This window comes from Buttiauxella warmboldiae, from assembly GCF_003818135.1.
In the GTDB taxonomy this organism is placed as follows: domain Bacteria; phylum Pseudomonadota; class Gammaproteobacteria; order Enterobacterales; family Enterobacteriaceae; genus Buttiauxella; species Buttiauxella warmboldiae.
Genome location: NZ_RPOH01000050.1, coordinates 1 through 24,833, shown reverse-complemented (window position 1 = coordinate 24,833; position 24,833 = coordinate 1). Strand labels below are relative to the sequence as shown.

Genomic DNA, 24,833 nt, shown 5'->3' with positions numbered 1-24,833 from the left:
AGCGCGGTGGTCCCACCTGACCCCATGCCGAACTCAGAAGTGAAACGCCGTAGCGCCGATGGTAGTGTGGGGTCTCCCCATGCGAGAGTAGGGAACTGCCAGGCTCCAAATAAGTGGAAAGCCCTGTACTGACGTACAGGGCTTTTTGCTGTCTGCGATTTATAGATTTTCCGCCCCATACTCTCGAAAAGATTAGCCTGTGCACAATTTTGATGATCTACATTACTTGTATCGCTATTGCCGCACAATAAGGGAAGGGAGTGCAACTCTAATATTTGGTGAATTGCCATATTGCATAGCCGGTGGCAGCACCGGCTACATCCCATGTAAAATCTTTCCAGCTCCATCCGCTGCCAGCTTGACGGCTATCCCAAAATTCTTTCGTAGCGCCGAGACTTACAGAAAATAAGAACCCGAAGGTGGCACTGCTGGAATCATTCCAGCCCTGATGTTGGCTATATTCGTTACCTGCGGCAGAGAGAATCGCTGAAGCGATAAAATGTTGGGCTTTATCCTGGCCATGCCATTGATCTTGCGACATATGGCTGCAACCGCTGAGAAGTAGTAGTGGGGGGAGAAAAATATGCCGCATTCATCATCCTCTGGCGATAAAAAAACCCTGCAAGCAGGGTTCTTTTCAGTATAGTGGAGAACTACAGAATGCGACTGATCAAGCGATCAATACGGATACGGCGCAGACGGCGGATAAGCTTGCGTACTTTCACCGGGTATTCCGCGATGCTCTGCAAATCACGATAATGTTGCACCACGGTGGTATGAGTGCGGATCAACGCCAGTTCGCGATCGCGCTGGGCTGTCAGCTCCTGCTTAGGATCGTGAATCAGAATCGCGTTCTCCAGATCCAGCCGCCACGCTCTTGGGTTGAGATTGTTCCCCGTCAGCAGCATCCACTCATCGTCCACCCACATTCCTTTCAGGTGGTAGCTGTTATCGTCATCTTTCCACAGGCGGACGATCAACTGACCGCTATTAACGTAATATTGTAAACGGCTCAGGAAGCGGCGAAGGTTGATTTCATACAGATAGGGTAAGGCACCAATTATCTTAAAAGGTTGATCTTCCGGGATATAAAAATCGTTCGCCGTCTTGTCACCGACAATAATCTCGACCTGTTTTCCTTCACGCAATAGCTGAATAATATTACGTACCAGTACCGCTGGCAGGTTGAAATAAGGGGTACAGATAACCAGCTTCTGCTCGGTACAGGGCATCAAATGGTAGATCGTTTTATTAAGCAGGCTGGTTTTACCCAGGCCGACCAGAGGCGTAACGGCAAGCTGCTCGTTATCGGCAGTCCCCTGAAAATGGAAGCTGGCATCGCGTAATTCCTGGCGGAACAGGCGAATGTCATTTTTAATTTCCGGGCTTTTTGGCCGATGTTGCGTATTCAGACGATGGACCGCCCGTCCACGCACCAGGTTTTCCTGCATCCAGCTATACATGATGTCAGAAAGCTGCGGGTTGTGGATAACCTGATAGCGGTCATAACGATATTTATCATGCTGATGCAGGTAAACGTCGTTTACGCTGGCGCCGCTGTAAATCACGCAGTCATCAACAATAAAACCTTTGAAATGCAGCACGCCCAATGCTTCGCGCGTATTCACCGGTACGCCATAGAGCTGGATATCGACACCGGGATACTCCCCGGTAATACGATAATACCAATCGGCGTTAGTGTTGGTTGCAGCCGCGCCGATACGGCCTCGCTGGGCGCGATGCCAGTCTACCAGCACCGTCACTTCCATTTCCGGACGTTGCTGTTTTGCCTGGTAGAGCGCGGTTAACACGGCTTTACCCGCATCGTCTTGTTCAAGATACAATGCAACGATACAGATGCGACGAGTAGCACCAGCAATTTTTTGCAGCAGGGCTTCACGGAAATCCGCTGGGGAGAAAAGGGTTTCTACATCATCAACTGACTGAGAAAGCTTCGGCAATTGGGCAAGGTGTTGTTGATGTTTATTACGCTTAAATTTAGACAACATCACAGTGCATATCTTCTCTATTCATTGGATGGCCTTCTGCAAAATCCAGACGTCAGAACCCGCTGATCATACCACTACTAACCCGTAAAGTGAGTAAGTTTTCCAGTACCTTACTCACGAATCTATGCTTTGAATCAATGGAAGAGTCAGACTAACGATGCCATCTTCCAGCTGGATATCGACAGCGAATCCAAGTTTCCGCGCCAGCGCGACCATGCCACGGTTATTCGGCATCGTGATGCCATTTAATCTTTGCAGCCCGTGCTCGCGGGTGTAGGCAATCAGCTTTTCCAGCAGCCGACGGCCCAGACCCAAACCTTTCAAGTCAGAACGCACGAGTACGGCAAATTCGGCATCAATATTATCGGGATCGGAGATCGCTCGCGTCACGCCAACGATCTCGCTGTCACCATTTTGCTGGCGCACAGCGACAAATGCCATTTCTCGATCGTAGTCGATCTGGGTCATGTTGGCTAAATCTTCATGGGTAAATTCGTTGATTTCACTGAAGTAGCGGTAGTAGAGATCCTCTTTGGTGACCTGCGAAATAAACTGTTGTAGTAGCGGTTCATCTTCCGGGAGGATTGGGCGGAACAGGCAGCGCTCGCCATTCTTGAGGGTGACATTTTCTTCCAGCTGATGGGGATAAGGGCGAATGGCCAGGCGCGTTTCAGCATCCCCCCTGAATTCTTCAAGCTGCAATGTGACATCCAGCAGAGTGAACTCATTGCCAGAAGCCAGCAGCGGATGAATATCCAGACGGCGGATCTCCGGGCAGTCGACTATCAGATTAGAAACCTGAACCAGCACCTGGCTGATGCCGAAGATATCCAGCGGGCGTAATGCGCTGCGGCCACGAATTTTGCCGCTTTTAATCGCCTGAATCACGAGATAGCGGGCAAGATTCATATTCAGCGGCGGCAAGGCTACCACCGCCTGTTGATCGGGCCGCCACTCAACGCCACCTTCTCCCAGCATAATCAGCGGGCCAAATACCGGATCGTGTTCGACGACGATGCGTAGCTCCTGAGCCCCGGCACGATTAGCCATGCTTTGCACCAACAGGCCGTGGATACGTGCGTGCGGCCACGTCATCTTCACGCGGTCGATGATGGCATCAGCGGCCTGCTGTACCTCAGCGGCTGTTCTCAGATACAGCATGACCCCCTGAACTTCAGATTTATGGGGAATATCCGGGGAACGCAACTTCAGAGCGACGGGGTAGCCAATTTGCTCGGCAATATGCACCGCTTCCGCACTGTCACCGGCAATCCAGGTGGGTAGCGTATTCAGTCCGTATGCCTGCAATATTGGACGCACTTCATGGGTGTCGAGTGAAGTGGCTCCTTCACTCAATGCCTGTTGTAGCAGGCTGTGGGCCTCACTGGCGTTGGCTTTCAGATTGGCGGGCAACGCTGGCGTTTCACGCAGCTGTTTCTGGTTTCTGCGATACTCCACCATATGCATAAACGCCGTTACCGCCCCTTCAGGCGTGCGATAAGTTGGAATGCCGGCATCGCTGAATAATCGCCGGGCTTCCTGCGATGAAAATTCGCCGCACCAGTTGGTAATTAGGGTGATGTATTTACCGCGCGGGTGCTGATGTATTAATTCGATTAACGCGTTTGCACTTTCTGTGCCTGGCGCAGCCGCACTGGGAGCATGAATGACCATTAACGCGTCAAAATCCTGGCTGTCGAGCAGCGTTTCGACGGCGCCCAGATAACGCTCAGGAGTCGCATCGTCGCGTAAATCGAGCGGGTTGCCGCTTTCAACGCTGCCAGGCAAAGCACTCTGTAGCTTATTGAGGATTTCATCGCTCAGGGTCGCCAGCTTGCCGTTGCGTAGCCATAGCTCATCTAACGCCAGAGCGGCAGGGGCGGCACCATTGCTGATAATCATTAAGCGCTCGCCGCGCAGGGGGCGCATGTGGCTCAGGGTTTCTACCGCGGAGAACAGTTCATGGGTGTCCTGCACGCGCAGCAAGCCCGCACGTTGAATCGCGGCATCCCATGCGGCATCAAGGCCGGGGTGTGTTTTCAGCAGTGCTTGCGCTTTGGCGCTACGGCCACTTTTAATCACCAGAATGGGTTTGTTTCGCGAAGCGCTGCGTGCTGCTGAAACAAAACGCCGTGCATCGCTCAAATGTTCGAGGTAAAGCAGGATGGCGCTGGTTTTGGTATCTCGAGCCAGGTAATCCAGTAGCTCATCGACATCAATATCGAGGCTGTCACCCAGAGCGATAAACCACGAGAACCCCATTTCACGCTGCTGCGCCCAGTCGAGGATGGTGTTGGAAACGGCCGCCGATTGCGAAATAAAAGCCAGTTTACCTTTCTGAATCGGGACGGGGGAGAAGCTCGCATTCAGACCTTGCCACGGGGCAAGTAAACCAAGGCTATTTGGCCCGAGCAAACGCATTTGCCATTGAGTGGCGCAGGCTAGTAATTGTGGCAATTGTTCTGGCGGAGCCGAGAGAATAATGCAGGCTTTACACCCTTTTTCGCCGAGCGCTTGCAGTAACTCAAGGTTACGCTGCGAGTTGGTACAAATGACGGCAAGATCGGGCGGGAAAGGGAGGCTTGCGATATCAGGCCAGGCAAGTACTCCACAAACCGCTTTATGGCTGGGCGTCACCGGCATGACCGGGCCGTTGAAACCTCCCGCCAGCAGATTGCGCATCATTAAATAACCTGCGCGATCTGTTTTTGCCGAAGCGCCGATCACAGCGATTGATTTGGGACGCAGTAGCGCCTCCAGCCCACGTTGACTCATAGCTCTCTCCCCTGAGAATTAACCCAGTGAGTTTAAACGCTTTCTGGCTCTGCTGCTGTGATGGTGGATTGATGATGGGGTTTGCCTGCCAGATACCGTTCGCGAAATAGCGTGAAATGCTCGGTTAGTCCCAGGGCCGCGTCTTTATCATCAGCAAGTTCGAGCAGCGCCGCAGCGACTTCCGCAGTGCAGTATTGGCCCTCGGCATGGGCTTCACGCAGTCGATAAGCCGAGACAATGCTCAAATCGACTGAAATCACGGGCAACCGATCGAGGTAAGGGCTTTTGCGGAACATTTTGCGCGCTTCGGTCCATGTGCCATCCAGCATAATAAAGAGCGGTGGCTTGCCGCTTTTTGGCGGCGTCGTCAGCACTTCGCGCCCGGTGCTTGCATAGGCCGCTGGAAACACCACCATCGCCTGGTAATCGGGAGAGCTGGCTAAATCGATTAACGCCTGTGGCGGCTCGGTGCGGGACCACTGGAAGGCCTCGGTATCGGGCAAAATATCGGCAATCAGCCGGCCCGTATTACTCGGCTTCATTGGTTCGGTATCAAACATGACCAGACAGAAACGGCTACGCGCATTGCGGGGTTGTAGTGTTTCGCACAGACACTGTTTCAGCGGCAGCAAGCAGCGCTGACAGCGGCGAATACGATTACCACGGGCGAGAAAAGGACGTGTTGCGCGCGCAAGGCGTTCGGCGCGAAGACGTAGGACGGCGTTTTCAGTCATCAGATAAACAAGTTTAAAAACGCCATTCTACCGTAGATGAAGCCAGCTGGCACAACAAAGGAGCGCGCGGGCTTACAGATTTTCGTTCAACCAGCCATCGAACGGCGCTTTCGGCATCGCGCCGTTAAGCATGTCGACCATTTCACCGTTTTTGAACACCATAATGGTTGGGATACTGCGGATACGGAAACGGGCGCTCAGCTCGGGTTGCGCTTCGGTGTTCACTTTAACGAAACGCACTTTACCGCTGCGCTCTTGCGCCACATCTTCGAAAATAGGCGCAAAGTTAACGCATGGGCCGCACCAGGGCGCCCAAAAATCAACCACCACCGGCAGGTCGTCCTGCAGCAGTTTATCCAGCGTTGCGCTGGTGGCATTGATCACCTCACCATCGAACAGCTCGTGACCACAACGGCCACATTTAGCACCGTCATCAATACGCTCATCGGGAAGGCGATTAGTTGCCTGGCATGCGGCACAAACGGTATTCATAACTAACCTCTACAGGATATGTTGTCCAGGAATGGTGAAATTTATAACCATGTATCTTATATGTTAAATATTATCGGCGATTAACCGACGGTCAGCAAAGTGATTTATTCGATGAATACAATAGTTAATGGCTTTTGACCAAAGTTAATGGCTAACCAGTGCCACATCGGGTAATCTGCGCGCCACGCGCTCAGCCAGGTGGAGAAAAGCATGAACGACGAATTTAAAGGTAAAAGCGGCAAGGTCAAAGTGATGTATGTCCGCGGTGACGATGACAGCGAAAAACGCAGCCAAAACCCGCGCACAGGTAAAGGTGGTGGGCGTCCGGCAGCAGCGTCACGGGGTGAGGGCCGTCGTGGTCCACGTCGCGATGATAAACCTGGCGCAGGGCGCGAGCGGAATCGTAGTGACGATCGTGAAGATCGTGGTGATAACCCATGGCGCACGGTTTCACGACCGCCAAGAGAAGAAGTGTCTGAAGCAGGCGAGCAAATGGGTGCCAATGGCAGACCTATTGTTGATCCTGAAATCATTCGCCGCCAGCGTGCGGAAGAAACACGTGTTTACGGTGAGAACGCATGTCAGGCTTTGTTCCTGAGCCGTCCTGATTGCATCGTACGCGCCTGGTTCATCCAGAGCGTGACCCCGCGTTTCAAAGAAGCCCTGCGTTGGATGGCTGCAAACCGTAAAGCCTACCATGTGGTGGATGATGCGGAGCTGGTTAAAGCATCCGGTACAGAACACCACGGTGGCGTTTGCTTCATCATTAAAAAGCGTCGCGGCATTACTGTTGACAGCTGGTTATCTAAAGCTGGCGAAGAAGATTGTGTTCTGGCGCTGGAAAACGTGGCTAACCCGCATAACCTCGGCGGCATTATGCGTAGCTGCGCACACTTCGGTGTGAAAGGCTTGCTGCTGGAAGATGCAGCAATGCTGGAGTCTGGTGCGGCGGTGCGTACTGCTGAAGGCGGTGCGGAGCATGTAGAAGCAATTAGCGGCGAGACTTTCGAAGAAGGTCTGGAGCAATTCCGTAAAGCTGGTTACGCGATTGTCACCACATCAAGCCATAAAGGAACTCCGCTTTTCAAAGCAGAGTTGCCGAAGAAAATGGTTCTGGTGTTAGGTCAGGAACGCGAAGGTGTGTCTGATGCGACCTTTGAACATGCTGACATGAGCATTGCTATCACAGGCACTGGTAATGTTGAAAGCCTGAACGTATCAGTGGCAACCGGTGTGTTGTTGTCTGAATGGTGGCGTCAGAACAAAGCGTAATGCTTTGAGAATGACCGTCTTAAAAAGCCAGCGCAAGCTGGCTTTTTTGTCTCTTTATTCTGGCAAGACCGGCGTCCAGTCAATCGCTGGCTGGTGGTGCTCAGTCAAATACTGGTTGGTTTTTGAGAAGTGACCACAGCCTAAAAAGCCACGGTGTGCCGATAAAGGGGAAGGGTGCGGCGCCTGCAAAACATAATGACGTTTCCTGTCAATAATGCTGCCTTTCTTCTGCGCGTGCGATCCCCACAATAAAAAGACCACGCCCTCACAGTGCTCGTTAATCAGCGCTATCACTTTATCCGTGAACGTTTCCCAGCCTAATTTCGCATGTGAATGTGCCTTGCCCGCTTCGACGGTGAGCACGGTATTAAGCAGCAGTACGCCCTGACGCGCCCAGCTTTCCAGGTAACCGTGATTGGGACGCACGAAGTCGGCAATATCACTCTGCAACTCTTTATACATATTGCTTAACGAAGGTGGCACCGCAACGCCCGGAAGCACGGAAAATGCCAGCCCATGGGCTTGTCCCGGGCCGTGGTAAGGGTCTTGCCCGAGGATCACGACTTTCACATCGCCCAGTTCAGTAAGCCTGAAGGCATTGAACACCTCTTTTTGTGGCGGATAGACCGTGACGCCAGCAGCGCGTCGTTCAGCAACGGTTGCCAGCGTATTAACAAAATAGGGCTGTTGCTTTTCTTGAGCCAGCACGTCGTGCCAGGTGAGGGGGTTGCTCATATTGCTCTCCTGTAATTCGCAATGGTGTTAGCTTAACCACTTCTTTCTACTAAGCAAAATGGTTGCGTGGCCTGCAAGCGCGCAGCCCAAAAAAAGTTGAAAATTTACATAATTTTTAATTCAGGAGAAATGGGCTAAGTTGATGTAAAACAAATAAATGATATCATGGCCATATTCAATGCATGGATTTAATTGATTTAAATCAAGGTTTGCCGGGGGGTTGGCTAGTATAAAGATCGGTAACGCAACAATGGTTTTACCAATGAGCCAGTGTATGGCCCGAAATAGAATCACAAAATTAGCCCAGTGGGAGAAATAAAATGATTACTGGTATCCAAATTACTAAAGCTGCAAATGATTCCCTCCTGAACTCTATCTGGCTGCTGGATAGCGAGAAAGGCGAAGCGCGCTGTGTTTGTGCGAAAGCCGACTTTGCAGAAGACGAAGTTGTAGAAGTGAGTAAGCTGGGCGAATTCGACTATCGCGAAATCCCGGTTGAAGCAAAACCTGAAGTTCGTGTGGAAGGTGGCCAGCACCTGAACGTGAACGTTCTGCGCCGTGAAACTCTGGAAGATGCTGTTAAGCACCCGGAAAAATACCCACAGCTGACGATTCGTGTTTCTGGCTACGCAGTACGTTTCAACTCGCTGACCCCAGAACAGCAGCGCGACGTGATTGCCCGTACTTTCACTGCAAGCCTTTAATTTCTTTAGTATTTAAACAGCCGGTGCTTGTGCGCCGGCTTTTTTTATGGGTTTAGCTAAATAACCGTGATGAAATGGTTAAAACCCTGCCTCAGATGGTAAAAAACCGCCTCATTTGAGACGGTTTTTATCTTCACTGATGATTTATTCAGCTGAGTCGGACTTTGCGCTGCTTGGTTTACGGCGTTTACCGACGTTCTTCTTATCGCGAAGACGAACTTTCACACGCGGTTTTTCTTTATCGTCTTTCTTCTTCTCTTCGCGCTTAGCGAGCACTTTCTTCGACGGCTTACCGGTAAGCTTTTCACTCGGCGCGCGCGTGGTTGGGCGCAGCTCATCGATAACGCGCGACTTCATTGGTTCTTTCATATAGCGCGTAACTTTGCCCAGCAGCAAATGGTCATGCGCTTCAACCAGAGAAATAGCGGTGCCTTTGAGGCCCGCACGGCCAGTACGCCCGATGCGGTGCAGATAGGTATCGGCGGTACGCGGCATATCGAAGTTGAACACATGGCTCACTTCAGGAATATCAATCCCACGCGCGGCAACATCGGTGGCAATCAGCACGTTTACGCGGCCATCAGTCAAACGTTTGATGGCTTCGGTACGTTTCATCTGCACCATTTCGCCTTCGAGATAGCAGGTATTAATTCCTGCTTCACGCAGCCAGGCAACTAGCTCATGCACGCGGTCGCGTTTGCGCACAAACACGATGGAGCGTGTGGTATCCGGCTGTTTGAGCAAATGCACCAGCAGCGCAGTTTTATGCTCGATGTTATCGGCACGGTAGTACCACTGGTGGATTTTCTTGCGTTCACGTGTTGATGAGGTTGCTGAAACTTCAACCGGATCTTCTAACAAACGCTCGGCGAAGTTCTTGATGGCATCGCCTTCAAGCGTGGCAGAGAACAGCATGGTTTGTTTGCGCCAGCGCGTTTCAGCAGCAATGGTTTCGATATCCTGCGCAAAGCCGAGATCCAGCATGCGATCGGCTTCATCAAGAATCAGCGTCTCTACCGCACGGCAATCAAAGTTCTCTTCTTTGATGTATTGCAGCAGGCGACCCGTCGTTGCCACAACGATATCCTGGTTTTCGCTAAACACTTCGGCGTGGTTCATATAAGCCACGCCACCGGTGATGGTGGCGATATCCAGATGAGTATGTTTTGCCAGCTCACGAGCATGATCGGCCACTTGCATTGCCAGCTCACGCGTTGGCGTGACGATCAAAATACGTGGTGGGCCAGATTTCTTACGCGGGAAATCGACCAAATGCTGTAACACAGGCAGCAAATAAGCGGCTGTTTTACCGGTACCGGTTGGTGCGGAACCGAGGACATCACGCCCTTCAAGCGCAGGTGGAATGGCGGCAGCCTGAATAGCTGTCGGGCGGGTAAAGCCCTTGTCCTGGAGCGCGAGCAACAGGCTCTCGTCAAGTTCCAGTTCGGAAAAAGTGGTTACAGTCATGGTCTTCCTCTATGTAGGGCGCCGATTATAGACGTTATGGCTGCGATCTTCATCTGTTTGTGTGGATAACTGACGCTTTTCCTGGCCGCGAGTTTCCCCTATGCTACACCCGTTTCTCTACAGGGTAGCTAAGATGTGCAGTCAAAAAGCAGCATTACGTCGTGATGGATTTACCTTTAAACAGTTCTTTATCGCGCACGATCGATGCGCAATGAAAGTCGGTACCGATGGTACGTTACTGGGGGCATGGGTCCCGGTAGCTAACGCAACGAGCGTGTTGGATATCGGCACCGGGAGCGGTTTGCTGGCTCTGATGCTGGCGCAACGCACATCTGATAATGTCACTATTGATGCTGTCGAGCTCGATCCGATTGCCGCCGAGCAGGCCACGGAAAATGCCAGGGAGTGTCAGTGGTCATCACGCATTACCGTGCACTGTGCAGATATTCGGGAATGGGCGCAGCAAGCGACGCAACGTTACTCGTTGATTGTCAGTAATCCACCGTTTTTTTCCCAGGGGAGTGACTGTGCTTCACCGGAACGCGCTCAGGCTCGTTATACCACTACGCTTGACCACCAGGCTTTGTTAAGCAGCGCTGCACAGTTGATTACTGAAGAGGGTTTTTTCTGTGTGATCATGCCGGAAACGTCGGGAACGGCATTTACTGAACTGGCAAAGACCCAGGGATGGTTTGTTCGCTACCGTACAGATATCGCAGATAATGAAACGCGTTTACCGCATCGCGTCATGCTGGCGCTGTCGCCAACCGATGGTGAATACTTTACTGAACGATTAATCATTCGTGGGCCAGACCAACAATATTCCGCAGGCTATTGCAGCCTGACCCAGGATTTCTATTTATTTATGTAAAGTGGCGAAAGAATGCTTGGCCCGGAATCCGGGGCCAGATCCGGGTAGTCCAGCGTGTAGTGCAGACCCCGGCTTTCTTTACGCATCATGGCGCAGCGCACGATTAACTCAGCAACCTGCACCAGGTTGCGCAGTTCCAGCAAGTTGTTCGAGACGCGGAAGTTTGCGTAGTACTCGTCGATTTCCTGCTGCAGCATCGTTATGCGGCGCAATGCGCGTTCCAGGCGGCGCGTTGTACGCACAATACCGACGTAATCCCACATAAACAGGCGCAGCTCGTGCCAGTTATGTTGGATAACGACTTGCTCATCCGGATTATCCACGCGGCTGTCATCCCAGTCCGGGAGTTTTCTGGCAATGCGGGCATACGGCATACGCTTGATAATATCTTCCGCCGCAGACCAGCCATAAACCAGACACTCCAGCAGCGAGTTCGACGCCATACGGTTTGCGCCATGCAGGCCGGTATAGGTCACTTCCCCGATAGCGTACAGGCCGTCCACGTCGGTGCGGCCGTTTTCGTCGACCATCACGCCGCCGCAGGTATAGTGCGCGGCAGGCACGACTGGCACCGGATCTTTTGTCAGATCGATACCCAGCCCCATCAGTTTTTCATAAATGGTTGGAAAATGGTGGCGCACAAACTCTTCAGGCTTGTGGCTGATATCCAGATACATGCAATCGGCACCCAGACGTTTCATCTCATGGTCGATGGCACGCGCAACGATGTCGCGCGGAGCCAGCTCACCACGCTCGTCAAAATCAGGCATAAAGCGGCTGCCGTCCGGGCGTTTGAGATAAGCGCCTTCGCCACGCAATGCTTCTGTCAGCAGGAAATTACGCGCCTGTGGGTGGAAGAGGGCGGTGGGATGAAACTGATTAAACTCCAGATTGGCTACGCGGCAGCCTGCGCGCCAGGCCATCGCAATACCGTCGCCAGAGGAGATATCCGGATTAGTGGTGTACTGATAAACCTTTGAGGCGCCGCCGGTCGCCAGTACCACCGCTTTCGCACTGCAGGTTTCCACTTTTTCGCGGTTACGGTTCCAGATCCAGGCACCGACAACGCGACGCGTGCCCGGCAGGCCTATTTTGTCGGAAACAATCAGATCGACCGCGTTGCTGCGCTCGATAACGCGGATATTAGGGTGGCTTAACGCTTTGCCAACCAGCGTGGTTTCAACTTCTTTACCGGTGGCGTCAGCTGCGTGCAGGATACGGCGATGGCTATGGCCGCCTTCGCGGGTCAAATGGTAACTTTCCGCGCCATTTGCCTGAACCTCGGTATCAAACAGCACGCCCTGATCGATTAGCCACTGTACACAATGACGTGCGTTGCTGGCGACAAACTCCACCGCGTCGCGATCGCAAATTCCAGCGCCGGCGATCAGGGTATCTTCTACATGTGAGTCGATGCTGTCCGTTTCATCAAACACCGCGGCGATGCCGCCCTGAGCATATAAGGTTGAGCCTTCATTGATCGGCCCTTTGCTCAGAACAATAACTTTGCAGTTTTCGGCAAGCCGTAAAGCAAGAGAGAGGCCAGCAGCTCCGCTGCCGACGATTAATACATCACATGCGAGTTCGGAATTTGCGTTCATCGTGTTTAATTTACTAAACAAAGGTTGGGCCAGCATAGCACCCGATATGCGCTGTAACACGCTTTTTTTATGACCGGGTTATCTGAACTAAACAAAAAGCCCAGGATCTCAGTTTCATCTGAATTATGTGCGGAACAAACCATATTTGTAGTCAGGCAGCCGCTAATGGCAGATTTTCTGATGAAAAATCATGATTCATGCGATACTCTGCGTGCAGTTTAGCTACCACCTTTCAGGATAAAAAGGTGCCACCGTTTGGGCCATGAAACTTATAATCAACAAGAGATAATTCGTGGAACAGATCAGGAAAACAAAGGCGTAAGGGAACTTTGCTCAAATCGGGCGCTCCAACCGTGAACTTGCTCATAGTCTTTAGAGTTCGGGTGGCTTTTCAATTACGCGTGGAAATAGGTTTGGGGAGACATTACCTCGGATGAGCGAGCAGTTAACGGATCAGGTCCTCGTCGAACGGGTCCAGAAGGGAGATCAGAAGTCGTTCAATTTACTGGTAATTCGTTACCAGCATAAGGTGGCGAGTCTGGTTTCCCGCTATGTGCCTTCAGGGGATGTCCCTGATGTGGTGCAGGAGTCTTTCATTAAAGCTTATCGCGCGCTGGATTCATTCCGTGGCGATAGCGCGTTTTACACATGGTTGTATCGCATCGCGGTCAACACGGCAAAAAATTATCTGGTTGCTCAGGGGCGTCGTCCTCCTGCTAGTGATGTGGACGCTATTGATGCGGAAAACTACGAAAGTGGCAGCGCATTGAAAGAAATTTCGAACCCTGAGAACTTAATGTTGTCTGAAGAACTGAGACAAATAGTTTTCCGTACTATTGAGTCACTCCCGGAAGATTTACGCATGGCAATTACCTTGCGGGAGTTGGATGGCTTGAGCTATGAAGAGATAGCCGTCATCATGGATTGCCCGGTAGGGACGGTACGTTCTCGTATTTTCCGCGCGCGGGAAGCTATTGATAACAAAGTTCAACCGCTCATCAGGCGTTGACGATAGCGGGTTACTGGAAGGGTAATTAGGCATGCAGAAAGAAAAGCTTTCCGCTTTAATGGATGGGGAAACTCTGGATAGCGCGCTGCTCAGTACCTTGTCGCAAGACAAATCACTGCAGCAAAGCTGGGAGAGCTACCACCTGATCCGCGATACTATGCGTGGCGATACCAGTGAATTACTTCATTTTGATATTGCAGCCAATGTGATGGCCGCTATTGAAAATGAGCCAGCGCGTAACGTCACACCGCTGATTACTGAACAGCAGCCTGAACCTCAGCAATGGCAGAAAATGTCGTTCTGGAATAAGGTTCGTCCGTGGGCAAGCCAGCTTACCCAAATGGGGGTTGCGGCCTGCGTATCACTTGCGGTAATCGTTGGCGTACAGCACTATAATGGCCAGTCTGACAGCTCAGCCCAGCCCGAAGCGCCGGTGTTTAACACTCTGCCGATGATGGGCAAAGCGAGCCCGGTCAGTTTAGGCGTGCCGTCTGACAGCACAGCAGGCAGCGGTCAGCAGCAGATACAGGAACAGCGTCGACGTATCAATGCCATGCTGCAGGATTACGAATTGCAGCGTCGTTTACACGCCGAGCAACTCCAGTTTGAACAGGCGCAAACCCAGCAAGCTGCGGTGCAGGTGCCAGGAAACCAAACTTTAGGAACTCAATCGCAGTAATGAAGCAACTTTGGTGTGCCCTGTCTCTTATGACAAGCAGCCTGTTGTTCACCTCAAATGCCTCGGCGGACACTGTTTCGTCCGGGGCATTGTTACAGCAGATGAACCAGGCCAGTCAGTCACTCAATTATGAGTTGGCATTTATCAGCATTAATAAGCAGGGGATAGAGTCTTTACGCTATCGTCATGCAAGGCTTGATAATCGTCCGCTTGCGCAACTGCTTCAGATGGATGGCCCGCGCCGGGAAGTGGTCCAGCGCGGCAGTGAAATCAGCTATTTTGAACCCGGACTTGAGCCGTTTACGCTCACCGGGGATTACATCGTTGATTCACTGCCCTCCATTGTCTACACCGATTTCAAACGCCTGACGCCTTATTACGACTTTATCTCCGTCGGGCGCACGCGTATTGCCGACAGGCTTTGCGAAGTGATTCGCGTAGTGGCGCGCGACGGTACGCGATACAGCTACATGGTGTGGATGGACTCTGAAACCAAATTGCCGCTGCGGGTTGATTTGCTGGATCGTGATGGCGAAACGCTTGAACAGTTCCGCGTCATCTCTTTTAGCGTCAGTAAAGAAGCAAACAGCATGATGCAAAGCCTGGCAAAAGCGAATCTACCGCCATTGCTGTCGGTTCCCGGCGCTGAGAAAGTCAATTTCCCCTGGGCGCCAACCTGGCTGCCGCAGGGTTTTAGCGAAGTCTCCAGCAGCCGTCGCCCATTGCCCACCGTCGACCTGCCGATTGAGTCACGCCTTTACTCGGATGGCCTGTTTAGCTTCTCGGTTAACATTAGCCGTGCCGCAAGCAATAGCAGCGACCAAATTCTGCGTACCGGGCGCCGCACCGTCAGCTCTGAAATTCGTGATAAAACCGAGATAACGATCGTAGGCGAGCTGCCGCCACAAACCGCAAAACGTATTGCTGACAGTATTAAATTCAGGGCAGAGCAATGATCAAAGAGTGGGCAACCGTGGTCTCCTGGCAAAGCGGCGAAGCATTGCTGAGCTGTGATGTAAAAGCTTCATGCAGCAGCTGTGCTTCACGTGCAGGCTGCGGTAGCCGCATACTTAACAAGCTCGGCCCACAAACCACTCATACCTTATCGGTTGCCTGCGATACCCCGCTGGTGGCGGGTCAAAAAGTCGAACTGGGCCTCGCTGAAGGTAGCCTGATAGGCTCTGCGCTGCTGGTTTATATCTCACCGCTGGCGGGCTTATTTCTGGTTTCAGCTCTTTTCCAGGCGCTGTTTGGGACCAACCTTGCGGCGATTTGTGGCGCAGTTTTGGGGGGCGTGGGGGGCTTTCTTATCGCGCGCGCTTGCTCTTTAAAACTCAGTCGCCGCGAAAGCTGGCAACCTGTTATTCTCAGCATCGCTTTGCCGCCGCATGCGTTCAGAGTTGAAACCATCACCTCTGCGGAGGGCCAGTGAAGCCTCTGCTGTCCGCCATCTGTCAAGGCACTTTCCATCGGCTTTACATCACTTAACAACGCCTGCATGATGACCTGTTTCCTCGCTTTCTGGTTGTAGTGTAGAATGCGGCGTTTCAGGCAAAAGACAGCCATTGACATCATGCTCTGTACAGCGCATTGCGCCGAGCTTTCCCGGATTTGTAAGGCATAAAAACCTCTAACTATGAAGAATATACGTAACTTTTCTATTATTGCCCACATCGACCACGGCAAATCGACGCTGTCTGACCGTATTATCCAAATTTGCGGCGGCCTTTCCGATCGTGAAATGGAAGCCCAGGTTCTTGACTCCATGGATCTGGAGCGCGAGCGCGGAATTACCATTAAAGCGCAGAGCGTGACGCTGGATTACAAAGCATCTGATGGTGAAACTTATCACCTGAACTTCATCGACACCCCAGGACACGTTGACTTCTCTTATGAAGTTTCCCGCTCGCTTGCGGCGTGTGAAGGTGCGTTGCTGGTGGTGGACGCCGGTCAGGGCGTTGAAGCTCAGACCCTGGCGAACTGCTACACCGCCATGGAAATGGATCTGGAAGTCGTTCCCGTTCTGAACAAAATTGACCTGCCGGCAGCCGATCCTGAGCGTGCGGCGCAGGAAATTGAAGATATCGTAGGTATTGATGCCGCTGACGCGGTGCGTTGCTCGGCAAAAACTGGTTTTGGCGTCACCGATGTGCTTGAACGTCTGGTGCGTGATATTCCCGGTCCTGAAGGTGACCCGGAAGCGCCGTTACAGGCGCTGATTATTGACTCCTGGTTCGATAACTACCTTGGCGTGGTCTCGCTGGTGCGTATTAAAAACGGCACCATGAAAAAAGGCGACAAAATCAAGGTAATGAGTACCGGCCAGGTCTATAACGCTGACCGTCTGGGGATCTTCACGCCAAAACGTGTCGATCGCGATGTGCTGGGCTGCGGGGAAGTCGGCTGGCTGGTCTGTGCGATTAAAGACATCCTCGGCGCGCCGGTTGGCGATACCCTGACTCTTGCGCGTAACCCGGCAGACAAAGCATTGCCCGGCTTTAAAAAAGTGAAGCCTCAGGTCTATGCGGGTCTGTTCCCGGTCAGCTCTGACGATTACGAAAACTTCCGTGACGCGCTGGGCAAACTGAGCCTTAATGATGCATCCCTGTTCTATGAGCCAGAAAGTTCTACCGCGCTGGGCTTCGGCTTCCGCTGCGGCTTCCTGGGTCTGCTGCACATGGAAATCATTCAGGAACGCCTGGAACGTGAATACGATCTTGACCTGATCACCACCGCGCCAACCGTAGTTTACGAAGTCGAAACCACCGGCGGTGAGACGATTTATGTTGATAGCCCATCCAAGCTGCCAGCACTAAATAATATTGCGGAACTGCGTGAGCCGATCGCGGAATGCCACATGCTGATGCCACAGGAATATCTGGGCAGCGTGATCACCCTGTGTATCGAAAAGCGTGGCGTGCAGACCAATATGGTTTACCACGGTAACCAGGTTGCGCTGACTTACGAAATTCCAATGGCCGAAGTAGTACTCGACTTCTTCGACCGTCTGAAATCAACGTCCCGTGGCTATGCCTCTCTGGACTATAACTTCAAACGTTTCCAGGCATCAGATATGGTGCGTGTTGATGTTCTGATCAACGGTGACCGCGTTGATGCTCTCGCATTAATTACCCACCGTGGCAACTCACAGTTCCGTGGCCGCCAGTTGGTTGAGAAGATGCAGGAGTTGATCCCGCGTCAGCAATTTGATATTGCGATTCAGGCGGCTATTGGCGCCCATATCATCGCGCGTTCCACCGTGAAACAGCTGCGTAAAAACGTGCTGGCGAAATGCTACGGCGGTGACGTTAGCCGTAAGAAAAAGCTGTTACAGAAACAGAAAGACGGTAAGAAGCGTATGAAGCAGGTCGGTAACGTCGAACTGCCTCAGGAAGCCTTCCTCGCCATTCTGCATGTCGGTAAAGACAGCAAATAAATTAAGGAGTTGGCATGGCGAATATGTTTGCGCTCACCCTCGTAATAGCGACGCTGGTAACGGGACTTTTATGGTGCATGGATAAGTTTGTCTTTGCGCCGAAGCGTCGGGAAAAACAGGCGGCAGCGCAAGCGGCCACCGGGGCGGCACTTGACAGCAAAACGCTGCAAAAAGTCGCCCCTAAGCCTGGTTGGTTAGAAACGGGGGCATCCGTATTCCCGGTGCTCGCTATTGTCCTGGTGGTGCGTTCATTTATTTATGAGCCTTTCCAGATCCCATCAGGATCGATGATGCCAACGTTATTAATTGGCGATTTTATCCTGGTGGAAAAGTTTGCTTACGGCATTAAAGATCCGATTTACCAGAAAACGTTAGTTGAAACGGGTCATCCAAAACGCGGTGATGTAGTGGTATTCAAATATCCACCAGATCCACGGCTTGATTACATCAAACGCGCCGTTGGCCTGCCGGGCGATCGCGTCAGTTACGATCCGGTCGCAAAAGAGGTGACCATTCAGCCTAATTGCAGCTCGGGCCAGGCATGTGATAACGCGCTGCCTGTGACCTATAGCAACGTTGAGCCGAGTGATTTCGTGCAGACCTTTGCCCGTCGCAACGGCAGTGAAGCAAGCTCTGGTTTCTTCCAGCTGCCGCTGAACCAGACCAAAGAAGAGGGTATCCGCCTGTCTGAGCGCAAAGAAACACTGGGTGATGTAACCCACCGCATTTTGACTGTGCCAATCGCTCAGGACCAACTGGGTATGTATTACCAGCAACCGGGCCAGCAACTTGCAACGTGGATTGTGCCACCGGGCCATTATTTCATGATGGGCGATAACCGCGATAACAGCGCCGATAGCCGCTATTGGGGCTTTGTTCCGGAGGCCAATCTGGTCGGTAAAGCAACCACTATCTGGATGAGTTTCGAGAAACAAGAAGGTGAATGGCCAACGGGCGTTCGTTTAAGCCGTATTGGCGGCATTCATTGATCAATTAAATCCAGGAAGACTAACGACTTTCCATGTCGTTATCTATAGAATATCCCCCCGTATTAAGGTTGGCTCCTCTTTGAGGAGCCACGGCAAACGAAACAGCGTTGGTTCTCTTTTTCAGGTCTGTTCCGTGTGCTGAATAATTGACGCATTCATTAATTGGTATCGCATGAACCCCATCGTAATCACCAGGCTGCAGCGTAAGCTGGGCTACACTTTTGTACATCAGGATCTGTTGCAGCAGGCATTAACGCATCGCAGTGCCAGCAGCAAGCACAATGAACGTCTCGAATTTCTGGGCGACTCCATTCTTAGCTACGTTATTGCCAACGCGCTTTATCATCGTTTTCCTCGCGTTGATGAAGGCGATATGAGCCGGATGCGCGCCACGCTGGTGCGTGGCAATACGCTGGCGGAAATTGCCCGTGAATTTGAGCTGGGCGAATGTCTGCGCCTTGGGCCAGGCGAGTTGAAAAGCGGTGGTTTCCGCCGCGAATCTATTCTGGCCGATACCGTCGAAGCCTTAATTGGTGGCGTGTTCCTCGACAGCGATATCCAGAACGTTGAGCGTTTAATTCTTTCCTGGTATCAATCTCGTCTGGATGAAATTAGCCCAGGCGATAAGCAAAAAGACCCTAAGACGCGTCTGCAAGAGTATTTGCAGGGTCGCCACTTGCCGCTGCCTTCTTATCTGGTGGTGCAGGTTCGTGGTGAAGCGCACGATCAGGAATTTACCATTCACTGTCAGGTGAGTGGCCTGCCTGAGCCGGTGATTGGCACCGGTTCAAGCCGCCGTAAAGCGGAACAGGCTGCAGCTGAGCAGGCGCTTATCAAGCTGGAGCTGGAATAATGAGCGAAGAACAAACCTTTTGCGGATTCGTGGCCATCGTGGGTCGTCCGAACGTCGGCAAATCCACGCTGCTAAACCAGTTGCTTGGGCAAAAAATCTCTATCACTTCCCGTAAAGCGCAGACCACGCGTCACCGTATTATGGGCATCCATACCGAAGGGCCGTATCAGGCGATTTACGTCGATACCCCGGGGCTGCATATGGAAGAAAAGCGCGCCATCAACCGCCTGATGAACAAAGCTGCCAGCAGCTCCATCGGTGATGTTGAACTGGTTATCTTCGTCGTTGAAGGCACTAAGTGGACTGCCGACGATGAGATGGTGCTTAACAAGCTGCGTGACGCGCGTGCGCCGGTTATCCTGGCAGTGAATAAAGTCGATAACGTGCAGGATAAAGGCATTCTGCTGCCGCATCTGCAATTCCTCGGCAGCCAGATGAACTTCCTTGATATTGTGCCTATTTCTGCGGAAAACGGCATGAACGTAGATACGATTGCGAGCATCGTGCGCAAACGTCTGCCGGAAGCGACTCATCACTTCCCGGAAGAGTATGTGACCGACCGCTCACAGCGTTTTATGGCCTCTGAAATCATCCGTGAAAAGCTGATGCGTTTCCTGGGCGCTGAGCTGCCATACTCTGTCACGGTCGAAATTGAGCAGTTCGTGAGTAACGCCCGTGGCGGTTACGACATCAACGGTTTGATCCTGGTTGAACGTGAAGGTCAGAAGAAGATGGTGATTGGCAACAAAGGGGCCAAAATCAAAACCATCGGTATCGAAGCGCGTAAAGACATGGAAGAGATGTTTGAAGCCAAAATTCACCTGGAGCTGTGGGTGAAGGTGAAATCCGGTTGGGCAGATGACGAGCGCGCGCTGCGTAGCCTCGGTTATACCGACGATCTGAAGTAATAAAATGGAAGGCTGGCAACGGGCTTTTGTCCTGCATAGTCGCCCCTGGAGCGAAACCAGCCTTCTACTTGATCTTTTTTCTGAAGAGTCCGGGCGCGTTCGTTTAATGGCGAAAGGTGCACGTTCTCGCCGCTCTAATCTTAAAGGGACTCTACAGCCCTTTACCCCCTTGCTGGTTCGCTGGGGCGGACGTGGTGAAGTTAAAACACTGCGTAGCGCCGAAGCCGTCTCGCTGGCACTTCCTCTCAGTGGTATTACGCTCTACAGCGGTCTGTACGTGAATGAACTGGTTTCACGCGTGCTGGAAGATGAAACCCGTTTCTCTGAATTATTCTTCGATTACCTCCATTGTATTCAGGCTTTAGCCGGAACCAGCGGTTCCCCTGAACCGGCATTACGTCGCTTTGAGTTGGCGCTGCTCGGACATTTGGGTTATGGCGTGGATTTCCTGCACTGCGCCGGAAGCGGTGAAGAGGTCAGCGACACCATGACTTATCGCTATCGTGAAGAAAAAGGGTTTATCGCAAGCCTGGTGGTGGATAACCACAGTTTTACCGGTCATGAATTAAAGGCCCTCGCCAGGCGTGAGTTTCCTGACGTGGCGACGCTGCGCGCGGCCAAACGCTTCACCCGTATGGCATTAAAACCTTATCTGGGCGGCAAGCCGCTTAAAAGCCGCGAATTGTTCCGCCAGTTTGTGCCCAAAAAACCACCACTCAAATCACCTCCTGACCCGCAATAACGTCTGGCCGTAGCCATACTTTCCTTAGCGGGTGTAAACTGCCGGAACTCAAACCGTTCTGACCCCGAGGAAAGGCATGTCTGAATTACTGTTAGGCGTCAATATCGATCACATCGCAACCTTGCGTAACGCGCGCGGCACGGCCTATCCCGATCCGGTGCAGGCGGCTTTTATTTGCGAACAAGCCGGCGCCGACGGCATTACGGTCCACCTGCGTGAAGATCGCCGCCATATCACCGACCGCGACGTGCGTATCCTGCGCCAGACTCTCGATACGCGCATGAATCTGGAAATGGCCGTGACCGAAGAGATGATTGGGATTGCCTGCGAAACCAAACCTCATTTCTGCTGCCTGGTGCCGGAAAAACGCCAGGAAGTGACCACCGAAGGCGGCCTCGACGTTGCCGGTCAACTGGATAAAATGCGCGATGCCTGCAAACGTCTGGCTGATGCCGGCATTCTGGTTTCCCTGTTTATTGACGCCGATCACGCGCAAATTGATGCAGCTGTAGCCGTTGGCGCGCCATACATCGAAATTCATACCGGTTGCTACGCGGATGCAGAAAACGAAGCAACTCAGGCAAAAGAGCTGGCCCGTATTGCCGAAGCGGCAACTTACGCGGCAGGCAAAGGGTTAAAAGTGAATGCCGGGCACGGGCTGACCTATCACAACGTTCAGGCCATTGCCCGCCTGCCAGAAATGCACGAGCTGAATATCGGCCATGCGATTATTGGCCGCGCGGTGATGAGCGGCTTAAAAGAAGCGGTGGCAGAGATGAAACGTCTGATGCAGGAAGCGCGCAGCTAATGGCTATTCTTGGCCTGGGCACCGATATTGTGGAGATTGCGCGTATTGAAGGCGTTATCTCACGCTCGGGCGACCGCCTGGCGAAGCGTGTGCTCAGCGCCAATGAGTGGCAGCAATATCAGGCGCACCAGCAGCCGGTGCGCTTTTTGGCTAAACGTTTTGCGGTAAAAGAAGCGGCGGCTAAAGCCTTCGGTACCGGTATTCGTAACGGTCTGGCGTTTAATCAGTTTGAAGTGTTTAACGATGCGTTAGGCAAACCGCAGCTGCGGTTTTGGGAAGAGGCGGAACGCGTTGCCGGGCGATTAGGTGTGCGTTCTGTTCACGTTACGCTTGCCGATGAGCGCCATTACGCCTGTGCGACGGTGATCATCGAGAATTAAAGCTTGTCGGCGTGGTGTAACTGAACAAACTTATCCCACAGCTGCTCTTCGCTCTCAACGTGCGCAGGAACGCTGATAATGGTGTTCGGGATCGGGCAGACTTTCTGGCAGGTGGGCGTTTCGTAATGCCCAATGCATTCGGTGCAGCGATCGGTGTTGATCTGATAAATGCTCTCCCCCATGGAAATGGCCTCGTTCGGGCACTCCGGCTCGCACATATCGCAGTTGATACATTTTTTAGTGATAAGCAGCGCCATGGGAAGATCTCGATAACAGCAGAAACAGGGCGGGCATTATACGCCCAATCCTTCATCAAACCAGTTTTTTTACCAGCGCCTCGCTGTGGCGAATACGTTTCGGTGCATGTTCCAGATCGCGCTGTACCAGCGCCATAAACAGCAGGTCGGTCAGCATCATCTGTGCGCTGGTGGAAGAGATAGCCGCGCTACGCGTTGCCTGCTCCTCAGCGATGGTATACAGGCAAAGGGAGGCGCGTTGCTGCAAGGCATTGGGGGTAAAACCGGTAATAGCGAGGATTTTTGCGCCTGCACGCAGGGTCTCGTCTGCCGCCAGATTGATCTCGCGCCGTTCACCAGAATAGGATATCGCCAGTAACACATCGCCGCTGCCCGAAGCTTGCGCCGTGGCAAGCAGCGCATGCATATCTTGTTCTGCTACCGCATTAATACCAATTTTCATCAGCTTCCAGGCAAAATTGCGGGCAACCAGCCCGGATGCGCCAATCCCCACCAGCAATACGCGTCGTGCATTACACAGCATGTTCACACTCGCCAGCAGCTTTTCTTCGCTATTGATATCAAGCGTGGCGTGCATTGCCGCCATATTATCGTTGATCAGCTTTTCACCTACCAGCCGCAGCGGGTCGTCGCCCAGGATCAGATTATGAACCGGGACAGATTGCGGCTGCTGGCCGCTGGCGAGCGCTTCGCTGAGCGCCAGCTTGAGCGCCGGGAAGCCTTTAAACCCCAACTTCTGAGCGAACTTCACCACGCTTGACTGGCTCACTCCGGCCTCGGCTGCCAGCTGCTGTGAGCTTAAATGACGGGCATCATCGGGCTTTTCCAACAGAAAATCGGCCAGTTTACGGTCACTTTGTGCAAGCGTTGAGTAGCGGCTGCGAATACGCACTAAACAGTTCATGTCCTCTCCAGTCTGCCGGGCCAGTTATGTGAGCGATCCCATAATAACGTAAATTACGCTCGCCTGAATGAATTTTATATTCCATGATAAGGGATTATTAAGAATTAAATATTCAAAGGTGCATGATGAATCTCGGTTCACTGGTTTCTGAAACTCGTAATCCACAGACAATGGATCTCGATTGCCTCTCCACGCTTGAAATGGTCAAGCGCTTTAATCAGCAGGATGCGCTGGTTGCGGGGGCGGTGGAAAAAACGTTGCCGCAGGTGGCACAGGCTGTTGATGCTGCCTGCGAATCCCTCAAGGCCGGCGGGCGTTTGATTTACATGGGCGCGGGCACCAGCGGGCGTTTGGGAGTGCTGGATGCGTCAGAATGCCCGCCAACCTTTGGCGTGCCGCATGATCTGGTGATGGGCTTAATTGCCGGAGGGCCGGGGGCGTTGCTCAAAGCCGTGGAAGGGGCAGAAGATAATCCGCAGCTGGGTGAAGAGGATCTGAAAGCCCTCGGCTTGACCGCCAACGATATGGTGGTAGGGCTTGCGGCATCAGGCCGTACGCCGTATGTGATTGGCGGTCTGCGTTATGCCCATAAGCTTGGCTGCCGCACCGCCGCGATCTCTTGTAACCCGGGTTCCGCCATTGCGCAGGAAGCGGAAATAGCCATCTCGCCGGTGGTTGGCCCGGAAGCGCTTACCGGCTCCACGCGGCTGAAATCAGGTACCGCGCAAAAACTGGTGCTGAATATGATTTCCACCGGGGCGATGGTCAGGCTCGGCAAGGTCTACCAGAACCTGATGGTCGATATGAAAGCCACCAATATTAAGCTGGTCGATCGCGCGTGCCGCATTGTTGTGGAAGCGACGGGCGCTACGCGCGAAGAGGCGGAACAAGCCCTGAAGCAAACGGATTACGAAGTCAAACCCGCGATTCTGATGATACTCACGGGTATCGATGCACCAACGGCTTATGCGCGTCTGGCAGACAGCAGCGGCTATCTTCGCCCGGCCCTGAATAACTAAATCCAGGCACTGCAGCTTGCTGGCAAAGAAGGAAAAAGCGTGGTTTTTCCTTCTTTGTGGTTATCAGCCGAAAATCAATAAATTGATTTTCCTTGTTTTTTATTAATGGTCTATGTTTGTTTTGCGAAACTCATGGGGTTTGTCATCAGTCTGAGGAGCCCGCGAGGGCTCCTCTTTTGGTCTGAAATT

Annotated in this window: 26 protein-coding genes and 1 rRNA gene; 17 read left to right on the top strand and 10 right to left on the bottom strand. The window is 52.5% G+C overall.

The genetic code is table 11. From position 1 onward, the window contains the following. Nucleotides 1-104 (top strand): 5S ribosomal RNA (gene rrf / locus EHN07_RS12665); the annotation flags it as partial. Nucleotides 105-268: 164 nt separating this feature from the next. Here rrf and EHN07_RS12660 read toward each other — a convergent pair. From EHN07_RS12660 to trxC, 5 genes are all read right to left on the bottom strand, one after another. After that, entirely contained in the window at nucleotides 269-592 is a 324-nt protein-coding gene (locus EHN07_RS12660; protein WP_124024495.1) for a YfiM family lipoprotein, read from the bottom strand. A gap of 61 nt (nucleotides 593-653) precedes the next feature. Further along, nucleotides 654-2,009 (bottom strand): CDP-diacylglycerol--serine O-phosphatidyltransferase, encoded by a 1,356-nt coding sequence (pssA, locus tag EHN07_RS12655; protein ID WP_124024497.1) that lies wholly within the window; start codon nucleotides 2,007-2,009, stop codon nucleotides 654-656. Between the two features lie 114 nt (nucleotides 2,010-2,123). After that, complete coding sequence (locus EHN07_RS12650) at nucleotides 2,124-4,784, bottom strand: bifunctional acetate--CoA ligase family protein/GNAT family N-acetyltransferase (RefSeq protein WP_124024494.1); 2,661 nt, start codon at nucleotides 4,782-4,784, stop codon at nucleotides 2,124-2,126. Between the two features lie 32 nt (nucleotides 4,785-4,816). Further along, the gene (locus tag EHN07_RS12645) at nucleotides 4,817-5,518 is read right to left on the bottom strand and encodes a tRNA-uridine aminocarboxypropyltransferase (protein WP_124024493.1); all 702 of its coding nucleotides are present in this window, start codon (nucleotides 5,516-5,518) and stop codon (nucleotides 4,817-4,819) included. A 72-nt stretch (nucleotides 5,519-5,590) separates the two neighbouring features. Continuing rightward, nucleotides 5,591-6,010, bottom strand: a complete 420-nt coding sequence (trxC, locus tag EHN07_RS12640; protein WP_124024492.1) for a thioredoxin TrxC — start codon at nucleotides 6,008-6,010, stop codon at nucleotides 5,591-5,593. A 210-nt stretch (nucleotides 6,011-6,220) separates the two neighbouring features. On the opposite strand from trxC, the gene EHN07_RS12635 reads away from it, so the two are divergent. Next, nucleotides 6,221-7,282, top strand: coding sequence for a tRNA/rRNA methyltransferase (locus EHN07_RS12635; protein ID WP_124024491.1), 1,062 nt, complete (start codon nucleotides 6,221-6,223; stop codon nucleotides 7,280-7,282). Between the two features lie 54 nt (nucleotides 7,283-7,336). Here the strand turns inward: EHN07_RS12635 and ung are convergent, their stop codons facing one another. Continuing rightward, entirely contained in the window at nucleotides 7,337-8,017 is a 681-nt protein-coding gene (gene ung, locus EHN07_RS12630) for a uracil-DNA glycosylase (RefSeq protein ID WP_124024490.1), read from the bottom strand. A gap of 320 nt (nucleotides 8,018-8,337) precedes the next feature. On the opposite strand from ung, the gene grcA reads away from it, so the two are divergent. Further along, nucleotides 8,338-8,721, top strand: a complete 384-nt coding sequence (grcA, locus tag EHN07_RS12625) for an autonomous glycyl radical cofactor GrcA (protein WP_124024489.1) — start codon at nucleotides 8,338-8,340, stop codon at nucleotides 8,719-8,721. Between the two features lie 144 nt (nucleotides 8,722-8,865). On the opposite strand, the gene srmB is transcribed toward grcA, so the two are convergent. Continuing rightward, complete coding sequence (srmB, locus tag EHN07_RS12620) at nucleotides 8,866-10,188, bottom strand: ATP-dependent RNA helicase SrmB (RefSeq protein WP_124024488.1); 1,323 nt, start codon at nucleotides 10,186-10,188, stop codon at nucleotides 8,866-8,868. 133 nt (nucleotides 10,189-10,321) lie between these two features. Between srmB and trmN the strand changes: the two genes are divergently transcribed. Continuing rightward, nucleotides 10,322-11,059 carry a tRNA(1)(Val) (adenine(37)-N(6))-methyltransferase TrmN gene (gene trmN, locus EHN07_RS12615; protein ID WP_124024487.1) on the top strand — a complete coding sequence of 246 codons (738 nt, stop codon included), beginning with the start codon at nucleotides 10,322-10,324 and terminating at the stop codon, nucleotides 11,057-11,059. Here the strand turns inward: trmN and nadB are convergent. Beyond that, a complete protein-coding gene (gene nadB, locus EHN07_RS12610; protein WP_124024486.1) occupies nucleotides 11,044-12,660 on the bottom strand; it encodes an L-aspartate oxidase in 1,617 nt (538 codons plus the stop codon). The two genes, trmN and nadB, sit on opposite strands and share 16 nt — an antisense overlap. 353 nt (nucleotides 12,661-13,013) lie before the next feature. On the opposite strand from nadB, the gene EHN07_RS20890 reads away from it, so the two are divergent. The 12 genes from EHN07_RS20890 (at nucleotide 13,014) to acpS (ending at nucleotide 22,464) form a co-directional block, all read left to right on the top strand. After that, nucleotides 13,014-13,097 carry a hypothetical protein gene (locus EHN07_RS20890; RefSeq protein WP_425267185.1) on the top strand — a complete coding sequence of 28 codons (84 nt, stop codon included), beginning with the start codon at nucleotides 13,014-13,016 and terminating at the stop codon, nucleotides 13,095-13,097. Further along, nucleotides 13,094-13,669, top strand: a complete 576-nt coding sequence (gene rpoE / locus EHN07_RS12600; RefSeq protein WP_124024484.1) for an RNA polymerase sigma factor RpoE — start codon at nucleotides 13,094-13,096, stop codon at nucleotides 13,667-13,669. Before EHN07_RS20890 ends, rpoE begins: the two co-directional genes overlap by 4 nt. A 31-nt stretch (nucleotides 13,670-13,700) precedes the next feature. Beyond that, nucleotides 13,701-14,348: an anti-sigma-E factor RseA gene (gene rseA, locus EHN07_RS12595; RefSeq protein ID WP_124024483.1), complete on the top strand. Its 648-nt coding sequence runs from the start codon at nucleotides 13,701-13,703 to the stop codon at nucleotides 14,346-14,348. Then, nucleotides 14,348-15,304 carry a sigma-E factor regulatory protein RseB gene (gene rseB, locus EHN07_RS12590; protein ID WP_124024482.1) on the top strand — a complete coding sequence of 319 codons (957 nt, stop codon included), beginning with the start codon at nucleotides 14,348-14,350 and terminating at the stop codon, nucleotides 15,302-15,304. The genes rseA and rseB overlap by 1 nt, the downstream gene beginning before the upstream one ends. Further along, nucleotides 15,301-15,780: a SoxR-reducing system protein RseC gene (rseC, locus tag EHN07_RS12585; protein WP_124024481.1), complete on the top strand. Its 480-nt coding sequence runs from the start codon at nucleotides 15,301-15,303 to the stop codon at nucleotides 15,778-15,780. Before rseB ends, rseC begins: the two co-directional genes overlap by 4 nt. 204 nt (nucleotides 15,781-15,984) lie before the next feature. Continuing rightward, nucleotides 15,985-17,784, top strand: a complete 1,800-nt coding sequence (lepA, locus tag EHN07_RS12575) for a translation elongation factor 4 (protein ID WP_124024480.1) — start codon at nucleotides 15,985-15,987, stop codon at nucleotides 17,782-17,784. Nucleotides 17,785-17,798: 14 nt separating this feature from the next. Next, complete coding sequence (gene lepB / locus EHN07_RS12570) at nucleotides 17,799-18,773, top strand: signal peptidase I (RefSeq protein WP_124024479.1); 975 nt, start codon at nucleotides 17,799-17,801, stop codon at nucleotides 18,771-18,773. Nucleotides 18,774-18,945: 172 nt separating this feature from the next. Then, the gene (rnc, locus tag EHN07_RS12565; RefSeq protein WP_124024478.1) at nucleotides 18,946-19,626 is read left to right on the top strand and encodes a ribonuclease III; all 681 of its coding nucleotides are present in this window, start codon (nucleotides 18,946-18,948) and stop codon (nucleotides 19,624-19,626) included. Next, on the top strand, nucleotides 19,626-20,534 hold the full coding sequence (gene era / locus EHN07_RS12560; protein ID WP_034497743.1) for a GTPase Era: 909 nt from the start codon (nucleotides 19,626-19,628) through the stop codon (nucleotides 20,532-20,534). Before rnc ends, era begins: the two co-directional genes overlap by 1 nt. Nucleotides 20,535-20,538: 4 nt before the next feature. After that, nucleotides 20,539-21,276: a DNA repair protein RecO gene (recO, locus tag EHN07_RS12555; protein WP_124024477.1), complete on the top strand. Its 738-nt coding sequence runs from the start codon at nucleotides 20,539-20,541 to the stop codon at nucleotides 21,274-21,276. A 76-nt stretch (nucleotides 21,277-21,352) separates the two neighbouring features. Beyond that, nucleotides 21,353-22,084, top strand: coding sequence for a pyridoxine 5'-phosphate synthase (gene pdxJ / locus EHN07_RS12550; protein ID WP_124024476.1), 732 nt, complete (start codon nucleotides 21,353-21,355; stop codon nucleotides 22,082-22,084). Then, complete coding sequence (acpS, locus tag EHN07_RS12545; protein WP_124024475.1) at nucleotides 22,084-22,464, top strand: holo-ACP synthase; 381 nt, start codon at nucleotides 22,084-22,086, stop codon at nucleotides 22,462-22,464. Before pdxJ ends, acpS begins: the two co-directional genes overlap by 1 nt. Here acpS and EHN07_RS12540 read toward each other — a convergent pair. Together EHN07_RS12540 and EHN07_RS12535 are read right to left on the bottom strand one after the other, a co-directional pair. Continuing rightward, nucleotides 22,461-22,721 carry a YfhL family 4Fe-4S dicluster ferredoxin gene (locus tag EHN07_RS12540; protein WP_124024474.1) on the bottom strand — a complete coding sequence of 87 codons (261 nt, stop codon included), beginning with the start codon at nucleotides 22,719-22,721 and terminating at the stop codon, nucleotides 22,461-22,463. The two genes, acpS and EHN07_RS12540, sit on opposite strands and share 4 nt — an antisense overlap. A gap of 55 nt (nucleotides 22,722-22,776) precedes the next feature. Then, nucleotides 22,777-23,625: a MurR/RpiR family transcriptional regulator gene (locus EHN07_RS12535; protein ID WP_124024473.1), complete on the bottom strand. Its 849-nt coding sequence runs from the start codon at nucleotides 23,623-23,625 to the stop codon at nucleotides 22,777-22,779. Nucleotides 23,626-23,750: 125 nt separating this feature from the next. Here EHN07_RS12535 and murQ point away from each other — a divergent pair, with 125 nt between their 5' ends. Next, complete coding sequence (gene murQ / locus EHN07_RS12530) at nucleotides 23,751-24,644, top strand: N-acetylmuramic acid 6-phosphate etherase (protein WP_124024496.1); 894 nt, start codon at nucleotides 23,751-23,753, stop codon at nucleotides 24,642-24,644. Nucleotides 24,645-24,833 lie beyond the last annotated feature (189 nt).